The 13,512-nt window shown below is 67.4% G+C and carries 11 protein-coding genes; 3 read left to right on the forward strand and 8 right to left on the reverse strand.

The annotated features are described in order from the left end of the window. Positions 1 to 8: 8 nt before the first annotated feature. Genes napA through napE form a run of 4 tightly spaced genes read right to left on the reverse strand, consistent with a single transcriptional unit; the run spans position 9 to position 3,458 of the window. Positions 9 to 2,504 carry a nitrate reductase catalytic subunit NapA gene (napA, locus tag ACNR9O_RS21845; protein ID WP_473684787.1) on the reverse strand — a complete coding sequence of 832 codons (2,496 nt, stop codon included), beginning with the start codon at positions 2,502 to 2,504 and terminating at the stop codon, positions 9 to 11. Continuing rightward, positions 2,501 to 2,794 (reverse strand): chaperone NapD, encoded by a 294-nt coding sequence (locus ACNR9O_RS21850; RefSeq protein WP_473684785.1) that lies wholly within the window; start codon positions 2,792 to 2,794, stop codon positions 2,501 to 2,503. The genes napA and ACNR9O_RS21850 overlap by 4 nt, the downstream gene beginning before the upstream one ends. Further along, positions 2,791 to 3,297 (reverse strand): ferredoxin-type protein NapF, encoded by a 507-nt coding sequence (napF, locus tag ACNR9O_RS21855; protein WP_473684783.1) that lies wholly within the window; start codon positions 3,295 to 3,297, stop codon positions 2,791 to 2,793. The genes ACNR9O_RS21850 and napF overlap by 4 nt, the downstream gene beginning before the upstream one ends. Before the next feature lie 2 nt (positions 3,298 to 3,299). Further along, the gene (napE, locus tag ACNR9O_RS21860) at positions 3,300 to 3,458 is read right to left on the reverse strand and encodes a periplasmic nitrate reductase, NapE protein (protein WP_473684781.1); all 159 of its coding nucleotides are present in this window, start codon (positions 3,456 to 3,458) and stop codon (positions 3,300 to 3,302) included. Positions 3,459 to 3,710: 252 nt separating this feature from the next. On the opposite strand from napE, the gene ACNR9O_RS21865 reads away from it, so the two are divergent. After that, complete coding sequence (locus ACNR9O_RS21865; protein WP_473684779.1) at positions 3,711 to 4,208, forward strand: molybdopterin-dependent oxidoreductase; 498 nt, start codon at positions 3,711 to 3,713, stop codon at positions 4,206 to 4,208. A gap of 16 nt (positions 4,209 to 4,224) precedes the next feature. Here ACNR9O_RS21865 and nagA read toward each other — a convergent pair whose 3' ends face one another. The 4 genes from nagA to ACNR9O_RS21885 form a co-directional block, all read right to left on the reverse strand. Beyond that, positions 4,225 to 5,385, reverse strand: coding sequence for an N-acetylglucosamine-6-phosphate deacetylase (gene nagA / locus ACNR9O_RS21870; protein WP_473684777.1), 1,161 nt, complete (start codon positions 5,383 to 5,385; stop codon positions 4,225 to 4,227). After that, positions 5,385 to 6,419, reverse strand: coding sequence for an SIS domain-containing protein (locus ACNR9O_RS21875; RefSeq protein WP_473684775.1), 1,035 nt, complete (start codon positions 6,417 to 6,419; stop codon positions 5,385 to 5,387). The genes nagA and ACNR9O_RS21875 overlap by 1 nt, the downstream gene beginning before the upstream one ends. A gap of 39 nt (positions 6,420 to 6,458) precedes the next feature. Continuing rightward, positions 6,459 to 7,541, reverse strand: a complete 1,083-nt coding sequence (locus ACNR9O_RS21880) for a LacI family DNA-binding transcriptional regulator (protein ID WP_473684773.1) — start codon at positions 7,539 to 7,541, stop codon at positions 6,459 to 6,461. Positions 7,542 to 7,633: 92 nt separating this feature from the next. After that, the gene (locus ACNR9O_RS21885) at positions 7,634 to 8,866 is read right to left on the reverse strand and encodes a sugar MFS transporter (protein ID WP_473700835.1); all 1,233 of its coding nucleotides are present in this window, start codon (positions 8,864 to 8,866) and stop codon (positions 7,634 to 7,636) included. Positions 8,867 to 9,388: 522 nt separating this feature from the next. On the opposite strand from ACNR9O_RS21885, the gene glk reads away from it, so the two are divergent. After that, a complete protein-coding gene (gene glk, locus ACNR9O_RS21890) occupies positions 9,389 to 10,438 on the forward strand; it encodes a glucokinase (RefSeq protein ID WP_473684769.1) in 1,050 nt (349 codons plus the stop codon). A gap of 111 nt (positions 10,439 to 10,549) precedes the next feature. Further along, on the forward strand, positions 10,550 to 13,273 hold the full coding sequence (locus ACNR9O_RS21895) for a TonB-dependent receptor (RefSeq protein WP_473684767.1): 2,724 nt from the start codon (positions 10,550 to 10,552) through the stop codon (positions 13,271 to 13,273). Positions 13,274 to 13,512: the final 239 nt, after the last annotated feature.

Below are 13,512 nucleotides of genomic sequence, written 5' to 3' on the forward strand. Positions count from 1 at the left end.
GGGCATCCTCAGGCGGGCAGGACCTTGACGGCGCACTTCTTGTAATCGGTCTGCTTGGAGATCGGATCGGTGGCGTCGAGCGTGACCTTGTTGATCAGCTGCCCCGCGTCGAACCACGGCACGAATACCAGTCCGCGCGGCACGCGGTTGCGGCCGCGCGTCTCGATGCGCGACAGCATCTCGCCGCGCCGCGACACCACGCGTACTTCGTCGCCGCGCTTGAGGCCGCGGGCGACCGCGTCGTCGGGATGCATGAACACCACGGCCGCGGGGAAGCTGCGGTAGAGCTCCGGCACGCGCATGGTCATCGAGCCGGAGTGCCAGTGTTCCAGCACGCGGCCGGTGCACAGCCACAGGTCGTACTCGGCATCGGGCATTTCCGCGGGCGGCTCATAGGGCAGCGCCCAGATCACCGCGCGGCCATCCGGATTGCCGTAGAACTGGAAACCGGTGCCGGCCTTGACGTACGGGTCGGCGCCTTCGCGGTAACGCCAGCGCGTCTCCTTGCCGTCGACGACCGGCCAGCGCAGGCCGCGCGCCTGGTGGTACGCGTCGAACGGTGCCAGATCGTGGCCATGCCCGCGGCCGAACTCGGCGTATTCCTCGAACAAGCCTTTCTGCACGTAGAAGCCGAACGCGGCGGCCTCGTCGTTGTGGAAGCCCGCTTCGATGTCCGCCACCGGGAACTTGTCCACCTTGCCGTTGCGGTAGAGCACGTCGTACAGCGTCTTGCCCTTGAACTGCGGGTTGGCGGCGAGGATATCGGCTGGCCAGCACTCGTCGGTGGTGAAGCGCTTGGCGAATTCCATCAGCTGCCACAGGTCCGAACGTGCGCCTTCCGGTGCGCTTACCAGCTGGTGCCAGAACTGCGTGCGGCGTTCGGCATTGCCGTAGGCGCCTTCCTTCTCCACCCACATGGCAGCGGGCAGGATCAGGTCGGCTGCCTGCGCGGTGACGGTGGGGTAGGCATCGGAAACCACGATGAAGTTGTCCGGGTTGCGGTAGCCCGGATAGGTCTCCTCCAGCATGTTGGCGCCGGCCTGCATGTTGTTGTTGACCATGACCCAATAAGCATTGAGCTTGCCGTCGCGCAGCGCGCGATTCTGCTCCACTGCGTGATAGCCGGGCTTGGGATCGATGATGCCGTGCGGGATATTCCAGATCTCCTCGGCGTGCCTGCGGTGTTCGGGGTTGGTGACCACCATGTCCGCCGGCAGGCGGTGGCTGAAGGTGCCCACTTCGCGCGCGGTGCCGCAGGCGGAGGGTTGGCCGGTAAGGGAAAACGGGCTGTTGCCGGGCGTGGAAATCTTTCCGGTCAGCAGGTGGATGTTGTAGACCATGTTATTGGCCCATACGCCGCGCGTGTGCTGGTTGAAGCCCATGGTCCAGAACGACGTGACCTTGACCTTGGGATCGGCGTACAGCTCGGCCAGCTGCTCCAGCCAGCCGCGCTCCACGCCGGTCATCTGGACCGCCTTCTCCAGCGTGTAGGGTGCGACGAAGGCGGCGAATTCCTCGAAGGTGATCGGCTGACCGTCATTGGCGTCCTTGGCATGCCTGGCCTTCAGCTCCAGCGGATGGTCCGGCCGCAGTCCGTAGCCGATGTCGTCGTTGCCGCGCTTGAAGCTGGCGTACTTGCCGACGAAATCCTTGTTGACCCGTCCGGACTTGATGATGTGGTTGGCGATGTAATTGAGGATGACCAGATCGGTCTGCGGCGTGAACACGATCGGGATGTCGGCCAGCTCGAAACTGCGGTGCTCGTAAGTGGACAGCACCGCCACCTTCACGTGCGGGTTGGACAGGCGCCGGTCGGTCACCCGCGTCCACAGGATCGGGTGCATCTCGGCCATGTTCGAGCCCCACAGCACGAAGGCATCGGCGGCCTCGATGTCGTCGTAGCAACCCATCGGCTCGTCCATGCCGAAACTGCGCATGAAGCCCATCACCGCCGAGGCCATGCAGTGGCGCGCGTTCGGATCGAGATGGTTGCTGCGGAAGCCCGCCTTCATCAGCTTGTTGGCGGCATAGCCTTCGAAGATGGTCCACTGGCCGGAGCCGAACATGCCTACCGCGCCGGGGCCCTTGGCCTTGAGCACCTTCTTGAACTGCGCGGCCATCACGTCGAAGGCCTCGTCCCACGATACCGGCGTGAACTGGCCTTGCTTGTCGTAGACGTCACCGGTCTTGCGCAGCAGCGGCTGGGTGAGGCGGTCGGCGCCGTACATGATCTTGGAGAGGAAGTATCCCTTGACGCAGTTGATGCCGCGGTTGACCTCCGCGTGCACGTCGCCGTGGGTGGCCACCACGCGGCCGTCCTTCACCGCCACGTTGACGCCGCAGCCGGTGCCGCAGAAGCGGCACGGCGCTTTGTCCCACTTCAGCTGGGTGAGGTCGCCTTCGGTCACCACGTTGCTGGCGGTCGCGGGCAGCGCGATGCCCGCGGCGCTGGCCGCGGTGGCGACCGCCGTGTTGCGGATGAATTCGCGTCGCGTCAGGGTCATGCGTCGGCTCCTTGCAGCGGGCGCGCGGGCATCGGGCGTTCGAGCTCGGCGCGGGGTTCGGCGTGGTGATAGATCAGCGAGACATTGATGACACCGGGCAGGACAAGCATGGCGTTGATCAAGTCGAGCACTTCGCGCTGGTGACCGGTTTCGCACAGCAGGACGCAGCGATGGTCGCCGCGCGCGGCGATCTCCACGGCGGCATGCACGGCGACGAAGGCCTCCAGCGCCGGCATCGCCTCCGGCCTGTGCTGGACCAGCAGGCTGGAGATATGCAGTTCGTCATTCATGGCGTGGCCTCCGCGGCCAGGCTGACCGCCGTGACGGGACAGGCGCCTACGCAGGCGCCGCAGCCGGTGCAGGCCGCCGCATCGACCATGGGGGTGCGCCGCGCGCCCACGGGGGGATCGAAACGGATCGCGCGTTCCGGGCAGGCATCCTGGCAACTGGCGCAGATGATGCCCTGTGCGGCGAGGCAGGCTTCGCCGCGCACTTGCGCCCGCAAGGACCAGGGCGGGGTTGCCTCGGCGCGATCCAGCGCCTTGCTGGCGCAGACACCGGCGCAGGTGCCGCAGAACGTGCATTCACCACGCGCGGGATCGAATTCGGGATAGCCGCCGGCGCCTACGACCAGCACCTGTTGAGGACATTGCCGCACGCAGTCGCCGCAGCGCGTGCAGGCGTCGAGGAAATGCGGTTCAGCCAGCGCCCAGGGCGGCCGATGAACGGGCGGTGCGTGCATGCGCCCGCGCAGAAAAGCGCGTCGTCCCGCATGGAGCGTATCGGCAGGCACGGTCAGCCGCCCGGCGGGCCGTTGAACATTTGCCAGACCCACACGGCAAAGCCGTAGGACGCCACCAGCAGAACCGCGAGAATGGGGAACAGCGCGACGGTGAGAAGCAGGAACACCATGCGTTCCTGGCCTTTGCCGGCGTGCTCCGTTGGCCGTTCCATAGACACCCCTCATGGGCGGGTTCGCCATGCCGGCGACCGGCCCGATGTTACCGGCGGCTGGCCGGCATGCCCTTGATGCCGATCAAGCGGGAAACGTTCGGGGAGCTACTGTGCCGTCGCGTAACGTGCATGCTTTGTGAAGCACCGGCCATCTCGGCATGATCGCCATGCGGCCTGGACATCCGGAACGATGCCGGCTGGACGCCGGGTCCGCGACGCAGAACCCCATCGATGGCAACGGAGAGCAGGATCGTGACGTTCCGACCCTATAGATATGCGTGGTTCGTACTCGGCTGCCTGCTGGCATGCGCGGTGCACGCGGCCGAGCCCGCCCCGGCGATCCGCCTGGTGGTGGACGGCAAGACGACTGCCTTCGATCAGGCCGCGCTGGCGAAGCTGCCGCAGGCCCAGGTGACGGCCGCGGTCCACGACGAAAAACCCGCCGTGTGGTCGGGCGTCGCCCTGGATGAGCTGCTGCGCCGCGCCGGTGCGCTGGACAAGCCGTTGCGCGGCAAGGCGCTGACGCGTTTCGTGCGCGTCAGCGCCAGCGACGGCTATCAGGCGGTCTTCGCGCTGGCGGAGCTGGATCCTTCGATCGGACACAAGACCGCGTTGCTGGCCGGCGCGCGCGACGGCCAGCCGCTGGCCGGCGACGGCCCGTTCCGCCTGGTGACGCCGGACGACAAGCGCGCCGCGCGCTGGGTGCGTGGCGTGGTCGCGATCGAAGTGGTGGACGGCGCCGCGCCATGAGCGGGCGCCGGATGGATCAGGCCGCGTAGCGCACGCCGCCGATCCAGGTCTCGTGCACGACGAAGTGATCGTCGAGCACGGCGAAATCCGCACGCTGGCCGGTCACGATGCGGCCCTGTTCGCGCTCCAGCCCGAGCCATGCGGCGGGATAGGCGCTGGCCATGCGCGACGCTTCGGGCAGCGCCACGCCCACCATCTCGACCAGGTTGCGCACGCCCGTGGCCATGTCCAGCGCGGAGCCGGCCAATACGCCGTCGTCGCTCTGGCAGATGCCGTCACGGGCGACGATGGTCTGCCCGTTGAGCACGTAGGTCGGATCGTCCGAACCCACCGGCGGCATCGCGTCGGTGACCAGCACGCTCTTGCCGCGCGCTTTGGCCGCGATGGCGACACGCAGGCTGACCGGGTTCACATGATGGCCGTCGACGATCAGGCCGCACCAGCTGTGCGGATCGTCCAGCGCTGCGCCGACCACGCCCGGCTCACGACTGCCCAGCGGCGTCATCGCGTTGTACAGATGCGTGAAACCGCTGACGCCCGCATCCAGCGCGGCTCGGGTGGCGGCGTAGTCGGCGGCGGTATGCCCGGCGACCACGATCACGCCGGCGGCGGCGAGCTGGCGGATGGCCTCCAGCGGTACGCGCTCGGGCGCGAGCGTCATCATCACGACGCCACGGTGCTTCGCCGCGATCGCGGCGATATCGGCCGCATCCGGCAGGCGAAACAGGCCGGCGTCGTGGATGCCCTTGCGTCCCGGCGCGAGGAATGGCCCTTCGAGATGGATGCCCAGGATGCCGGGCACGCCTTCGGCGATGGCCGCATCCACCGCATCCAGCGCGGCGTGCATCACTTCGGCGGTATCGGTGATCAGCGTCGGCAGCAGGCCGGTGGTGCCGAACTTGCGGTGCGCCGCGGCGATGCCGCGCAGCGTGTCTACCCTGGGCGCGGCATTGAACAGCAGTCCGCCGCCACCGTTGACCTGCACGTCGATGAAGCCGGGCAGCAGCAGGCGGCCTTGCAGATCGTGGCGCTCGGCGCCGGCGATGGCCGGATCGCCGGCCGGCACCAGCGCTTCGATGCGGGCGCCGCGCACCAGCACGGCGAGATCGTCGCGCAGCCCGTGGTCCGCCATGACGCGACCGTTGACCAGGGCGAGGAGAGGTTGCGTCGCACCCATTACACGGTCTCCGTCACCTTGCGCAGATGCGGCGGCACGTCCGGATCGAAGCCGCGCGCCAGCGCCAGCGCGCTGGCCGCGCGATAGAAGCTCTGCACCGCCAGCAGCGGCGTCACGATCGAATCCATGCCCGCCGGCAGCGGCAGCATGTCCGCGCCGCTGGCGCCGGGCTTGGCGACCCACACGCGCGCGCCGCGCGAACGGAATTCCTCGGCCACGGCCAGCGTGCTGTCCAGCGTGTCGTCGCCCTGGGCGAAGAACAGCACCGGGAAGCCTTCGCCGACCAGCGCCATCGGGCCGTGCTTCACTTCGGCGGCGCTGAACGCCTCGGCGTGCAGGCCGCAGGTTTCCTTGAGCTTGAGCGCCGCTTCCAGCGCCGCGCCGAAACCGTAGCCGCGGCCCACCACGAACAGGCTCTGCTTGTCGCGCAGGCCATCGCTCAGTGCGCTCCAGTCGGCGTCCCAGCCGCGGCGCAGATCGGCCGGCAGGCGCGCGACGTCGGCGTGCAGCGTGTCGTCGCCGCTCCAGTGCGCGGTCAGCTGCAGGATCGCCGCCAGCGTGGCGAGATAGCTCTTGGTCGCGGCCACGCTCACTTCAGGACCGGCGCGCAGCGGGATCACCGTATGCGCCAGGGCGGCCAGCGGCGAGTCCTCCACATTGACCATCGCCACCACCAGCGCGCCGGCGTCCTTCGCCGCCTGTGCACTGCGCAACAGGTCGGGGCTCTTGCCCGATTGCGAAATGGCCAGGAACAGCGCGCCGTCCATCTTCAGGTCGGCATCGTAGATCGAGGCGATCGAGGGCGAGGCCGAGGCGGTGATCAGGCCGAGCTTGGTCTCGAACACGTACTTGGCATACGCCGCCGCATGATCGGAACTGCCGCGCGCGCAGGTGACGATGAACCGTGGCGGCTCGGCGCGCAGCCGCTCGCCGAGCGCCTTGAGCACGTCGGCATTGGCGGCGAGCTGGCGCTCGACCACGTCGGCGGCCTCGTGGGCCTCACGGAACATCAGGGTATCGCTGGCTTGCTTCATGGATGGCGTTCTCGGTGGCGTGCGCAACGCCGCGCGGCTTCAGGCCTTGCGCGACGTCGCCTCGCGGGGTGGCGATTTCTTGGGCGTGTTGTTCTTCGGCGGGGCGGTCGAGCCGCGCACCACCAGTTCGGGGACAAAGCATTCGTTCGGCGGCTCCGTCGCGGCGTCGCCGTTCTCGCGTTGCAGGTCGGCCATCAGGTGCAGCGCGGCGTGGCGGCCGATCTCGCCGGTGGACTGGCGCGCGGTGGTCAGCGCTGGCCAGGCCTGCTTGGAGAACGGGCTGTCCTCGAAGCCGGCGATGGACAGATCCCACGGCACGTCCAGTCCGCTGGAGCGTGCCGCGGCGAGCACGCCGGCGGCGATTTCGTCGTTGCTGCCGAAGATCGCGGTCGGCGGATCTTTCAGCGCCAGCAGTTTGCGCGCGCCGCGGAAGCCGTCGTCGAAGGCATAGCGGCCGGGCAGCACCAGCTTCTTGTCGAGCGGGATGCCGTAATCCTTCAGCGCATCGGCATAGCCCTGGTAGCGCTCCGGGCTGGAGCGGTGATGCGGCTCGCCCCACAGGAAGCCGATGCGCTTGTGGCCGAGCTGGATCAGGTGTTCGGTGATCGCGTAGGCCGCGCTGCGGTCGTCCACGTAGACGCAGGGCGAGCCGTCGTGCGGGTCCTCGCGCGAGGAAATGATGCGCACCAGGTCGATGCCGTGCTTGGCCAGCGTGCCCACCAGCTCATGCTGCTCGGACATGGGTGGCGCCAGCACCAGGCCGGCCAGGCGATTGCGCTCGACCAGCGCGATCAGTTCCTTCGCCAGGCCGGGCGACGAGGAGTCGCAGGGATGGATCTGCAGGCCGAAGCCGCGCTCGCGACAGGCCGACAGCACGCCTTCCTGCATGCTGATGACGTAGTGCGCATTGGGATTGTCGTAGACCAGGCCGATCGCATACGCATGCGTGCTGCGCAGGCCGCGTGCGGACGGATTCGGCTGATAGCCGAGCGCTTCGATCGCGCGCTCCACCTTCTCGCGCGTGTCGGTGCGCACCGAAGCCTCGCGGTTGATCACGCGGGAGACCGTCTTCAGCGAGACGCCGGACCATTTGGCGACGTCCTTGATGGTGGGGTTGCGCAACGGAAGGAGCTCCGGGAAAACGGGATGGGCATCGTAGCCCAGCGGAACGCGGCGAGGATGGCGAAGCCGTGACAGCGGCTCCGCCGCCGGCCTCACGAGGCGTGCTGACCCACGCGGTGTCCGCGCAGTCCGTAAAACAGGATGTACAGATAGCAGGGCACCATCAGCAGCATGAAGACCAGCTGGAAGTCGTAGTGCTGCTTCAGATGCACGAAGGCCTGCGGCACCAGCGCGCCGCCGACGATCGCCATGATCAGCAGCGCCGAGCCGGCCTCGGTCCAGCGGCCCAGGCCCTTGATCGCCAGCGGGAAGATCGCCGGCCACATCATGGCGTTGGCGAAGCCCAGCGCCGCCACGAACGTCACCGAGGTGTAGCCGGTGGTGAGCCAGGCACCCACCGTGAAGATCGCCCCCAGCACCGCCGACACCGCCAGGTAGCTCTGCTGCGAGATCACCTTCGGAATCAGCACCAGGCCGGCCAGGTAACCCAGCAGCATCGCGAACAGGGTGTACGACGTGAAATGCTTGGTCGCGTCCAGCGGAAGGCCCAGGCCCTGGCCGTAGGTGCCGATCGCGTCGCCGGCCATCACCTCCACGCCCACGTACAGGAACAGGCACAGCACGCCCAGCCACAGATGCGGGAAGCTCAGCAGGTTGCCCTTGGCGTGGCCGATCTCTGCTTCGCTGTTGGCGCCGGACGGCTTGATCTCCGGCAGCGGCGAGCGCAGCACCCATACCGCCAGCACCACCAGCAGGCCGGCCATGGCCAGGTAGGGCATGTGCACCTTGGCGGCGAATGTGTTGAGCAGCGCTTCGCGCGCTTCCGGTGTCGGCGCGGCCTTCACCTGTTGGTCGAAGGTATCGATGCCGCTGAGTACCAGCCAGCCGAACACGAACGGTGCCAGCGCACCGGCCACCTTGTTGCAGATGCCCATGAAGGCGATGCGCTGCGCCGCGCTGTCGATGGGGCCGAGAATGCTGATGTAGGGATTGGAAGCCGTCTGCAGCAGCGCCAGGCCCGCGCCGATCACGAACAGGCCGGCGAGCGCGCCGCCGTACACGCGCATCGATACGAACTGGCCGAACAGCACCGCGCCGACCGCCATCACGAACAGGCCCAGCGCCATGCCTTTTTTCATGCCGGTGCGCTTGAGCACGGCCGACGAAGGCAGGGCGAGAAAGAAGTACGAGCAATAGAACACCATCGGCACCAGGAAGGCGTTCACGTCGTCCAGAGAGAACGCCAGCTTGACGAAGGTGATCAGCGGCCCATTGAGCCACGTGACGAAGCCGAAGATGAAGAACAAGAGGCCGATGATCAGCATCGGCACGAAGTTCGAATGGGGCGAAGCCTGCGATTGGCCCGCGGCCAGCGTTGTGGACGACATGAAGTGACTCCCCGAGTGTGCCGATGGCGGCGCCGGCCCTGCGAACAGCCGCAAAGGCCGCGTGCCGCGTCTCCCGTCCCGTTTTATCGGCGCTAACTAGCAACGTTGTCAATCAGCGGCGGGGAGAGAGCTTCCGCCGGGCCGCGGCGAGTCTCGGGTGCCGGTCGCGGTTTCGCGGGGGATGCCGCAGCGCGGCAACCCCTGCAGGAACCCGCCGAAAACTATGCCGAACGGCTCGGTGGCGGGGTTTTTGGCGGGTCCCGGCAGGCCGGCGCGAAACCTGTCGCGGCTGCTTTGTTGCGGCGCGGGGCAAGACCCGGACGACTAGGAAAGAGGATCAGTTGACAACGTTGTCATCACGCTCCCATATTCCGCGGCATCCGGGGGCTGTGACAGGCGCATGACGCCGGCATGACGGCTTCCATATCGCCAAGAGCGACAAGGAAAAGGGGAGGGGTTGTGGCGGAACTGGCCAATCAAGGCAGCGGGCTCAACGGTGCTTCGCTGGGCGCGCCTTTCCTTGCGGCGGACATCGGCGGCACGCATGCGCGCATCGGCCTGGTGAGCCGGCGCCCCGACGGCGTGCGTCCGGTCGACGTGCTGCAGTACCACCGCTACGCCTGCGCCGAATGGCCCAGCCTCACCGCGGTGCTCAAGGATTTCGTCAGCCAGCTCGGCGGCGCCGTGCACGTGGACCAGTGCGCGGTAGCCAGCGCCGGCTACGTGCTGGGCGACGCCATCGTCAACGACAACCTGCCCTGGCCGGTGTCCATCCGCGACATCCGCGACAGCCTGGGCATCGAGCGGCTGGCGGTGGTGAACGATTTCGAGGCGGTGGCCTATGCCACGCAGTTCCTCGCCCAGGCCGACACCACGCCGGTGATCGAGGCGGTGACGCCCGGCGGCGCCGGCCCGGTGCTGGTGATGGGCCCGGGCACCGGTCTCGGCTCGGCCGTGCTGCTGCCCGGCAAGCCGCACGCCACCGTGCTGGCCACCGAGGCGGGGCAGATCGCCCTGTCGCCGGGCAACGACCGTGAAGTGGAACTCCTGCGCCTGCTGGCGAAGGACCGGCCCTACGTGTCGTTCGAGCATGCGCTGTCCGGCCCGGGCCTGCTGAATCTTTATCGCGCACTGTGCGTGCTGCGCGGCAAGCCGGCCGTGCTGGCCAAGCCCAGCGACGTGACGCGCGCGGCGCTGGAGTACAGCGACGACGCGGCGGTCGAGGCGCTGGACGTGTTCTGTGGCCTGCTCGGCAGCTTCGTCGGCGACCTCACCCTGCTTTACGGCGCGCGCGGCGGCGTGTTCCTCGCCGGCGGCATCCTGCCGCAGATCCGCGAGGTGCTGCTGGCCAGCAGCTTCCGCGAGCGCTTCTTCAACAAAGGCGTGATGCGCGCCTTCTTGCAGCAGGTGCCCGTGCGCCTGATGGAACACGGCCAGCTCGGCGTCATCGGCGCCGCTGGCATGTACCTCGACGGCCAGGCGCCGGCGGGGGACGCAACCAGGCAGTGAATACGAAGGAAGCAGTACCACGAGGAAACCGGGGGCCAAGGCCCGACAGTCACACCGCGCCAGGGCTCTCGGCCGTTGCGCGGAACACATAAGCCTTTGAGGGAGGTTTACATGTCGCACCGTAGAACAATGCTTGCCGCCAGCATCATCGCCAGCCTGTGTATGGCCGGCGCGATCCATGCCCAGGACGCCAGCGCGCAGAACAAGAGCAGCCAGACGCAGCAGGCTGACCAGAGCAAGGCTCAGGACCTGCAGGGCGTGACCGTCACCGGCATTCGCGCCAGCCTGCAGCAGTCGCTGGACACCAAGCGCAACGCCGACGCCGTGGTCGAGGCGGTTACCGCCGAAGACATCGGCAAGTTCCCCAACACCAACGTCGCCGAGGCGATGGCGCTGATTCCGGGCGTGACCATCGACCGCCAGTTCGGCCAGGGTGACCGCGTCAGCATCGACGGTACCGACCCCAGCCTCAACCTCACCTTCCTCAACGGCCAGCCGATCTCGCAGACGCCGTGGCAGTACGGCGCGCAGCCGAACCGCGGCTTCGACTTCACCATGCTGGCACCGGAAATCGTCGGCCGCCTGGAGGTGTACAAGAGCCCCGAGGCGCGCCTGACCGAAGGCAGCCTGGGCGGCACCGTGCTGCTGCACACGCTGCAGCCGCTGGACCTGGCGCCCAATACCTGGCGTGGCTCGTTCGGTCTCAACTACAACGACCAGGCCGAGAAGCATCGTCCGTCCGGCTCGCTGCTGTACAGCTGGCACAACGATGCCAAGACCTTCGGCGTAATCGCCTCGGCGCAGCACTTCGAAGAGAAGATCGACCGCCAGGGCATCGAGATCTTCGGCTACCACCCGGTCTCCGACTACGCCAAAAGCCCGGCCGTCGCCGCCGGCATCGCCAACGGTTCGCTCAACCCCAACGCGCAGGTGCCGGACGAGATCAACTCGGCCTTCTTCCAGCAGGAGCGCAAGCGCGACACGGTGACGCTGGGCTTCCAGCTCCGCCCGACGAACAACTGGGACATCGACTTCACCAGCCTGTACGTGCGCGAGAACTTCAACAACTGGAACCAGTCGCTGTATCCGTTCACGCACGCCACGCCGGGCCAGATCACCAGCTTCACGCAGAACGGCAACATGGTCACCGGCGGTCATGTGTGCGGCAAGCTGGATGATCCGACCTGCGGCGACATCGCCCAGGGCACGTTCGACAGCAACATCCGCCACTCGGTCGTGCGCACCACCGCGTTCGATCTCAAGAGCACCTATCGTGGCGAGGGCTGGACCATCGGTGGCGCGGCCGGCTACAGCAAGGCCAACAACAACGACATGTCGCAGGTCGCCATCGAGCCGGTGTACGGCGGCGGCTACACCTGGGATATCAATCGCGGCTTCAAGTTCGACAGCCCCAACCTCGCGCGCGATCCGGCCAACTGGCACATCGGCGACACGCCGGGGCTGGGCGGCTGGCCGGGCAACTACGGCGTGTTCCGCGCCAATGCGAAGGACTACTACGGCCAGCTCGATTTCACCAAGGACTTCGACAGCTTCGTCAACACGGTGCTCGCGGGTGTGCGCTACAACCGCCATGAAGAGAGCATGGTGCAGCACGTGTATGGCCCGAACGCGCCGATCTCGCTGGCCGACCTGGGCACCTGGGGCTTCACCGATACGCTTGGCGGCTTCTCCGGCATGCTGCCGGACGCGCGCAGCCACGTGCAGCCCGATCGCGATGCCGAATGGAACTGGGTGCGCAAGACCAATGGCGGCAACGACGATCCGGGTTCCTACCTCAACGGCACCTGGAAGATCGTGGAGAAGACCACGGCCGCGTATCTGCAGGCGGACTTCGGTTCCGGTCCGTTCCGCGGCAACGTCGGCGTGCGCTACGTGCACACCGTAGACGACGGTAGCGGCTTCAATTACAGCGGCGCTCCCGTGTACCCGGCACCGGCCGGCTGGTGGCAGACCCAGTCGACCACGCATAACGATTTCCTGCCGTCGCTGAACATGTCCTACGACGTGACCGACAGCGTGGTGCTGCGCTTCGCGGCGGCCAAGGTCATTGCCCGCGCGCCGTACAACATGCAGGTGAACAACCTGTTCCTCAACGATTCGGTGCTCAGCGGCTCGGGCGGCAACTCCAAGCTCAACCCGTACAAGTCGACCAACTACTCGGTCTCGGCAGAGTGGTACTTCGCGCCGCAGTCCGTGCTGGCCCTGACCGGCTTCTACAAGAACATCGGCAACTACATCTTCATCGACTCGGCTGTCGAGCAGCATTACAACTCGGCCCGCGACAACGATCCGACCACGTTCGCGCGCCTGGTCGCCAACGGCCAGTGCACGGCCGACGGTTTCTGCGGCTATGACATCAGCCGTCCGCGCGACGTCGGCGGCGGCAAGGTGAAGGGTTTCAGCCTGTCCTACCAGCAGCCGTTCGCCGATACCGGCTTCGGCGTGGTGGCCAACTACACCTATGCCGATGCCAAGCTCGACAGCGGCGGCGCGCTGCCGTACAGCTCGAAGAACTCGTACTCGCTCAGCCCGTACTACGAGAAGGGTCCGTTCAGCGCCCGCCTCACCTACAACTGGCGCAGCTCCTACCTCGCCGGCGGCTACATCGCCGGTGCGCCGCCGGCCACCACCGGTTCGTACAAGGATCTGGGCGCGTCGCTGGGCTACAAGCTCAACGAGAACATCTCGTTCACCCTGGACGGCATGAACCTGCTCAACTCCAAGTACGTGCAGTACCTGCAGACCGAGTCCATGCCGCTCAACAAGTACACGACGGGCCGCCGCTACATGCTCAGCGCCCACGTGAACTTCTGACGGTTGCCGCGTGCCGGGCGCTGCGCCCGGCACGCGCATCCGCCGCAGCTCCCCAGGGAACGACTGGCCAGGATGGCCCGCTCGATGTGGAAACAGCCGCCTTTTGAGGGGCGGCGCGCCGCTGTGGTGAGCGGTGCGCCGGAGGCGGTGCCACCGCCACGTCGAACGGAAGGCTTGCCGGTGGCAGACTGAGCGACAAAGCTCCCCATTTGGGCCCGGCATGTCCGGGCCCTTCTTTG

It is taken from the genome of Dyella sp. CR10 (assembly GCF_055814425.1).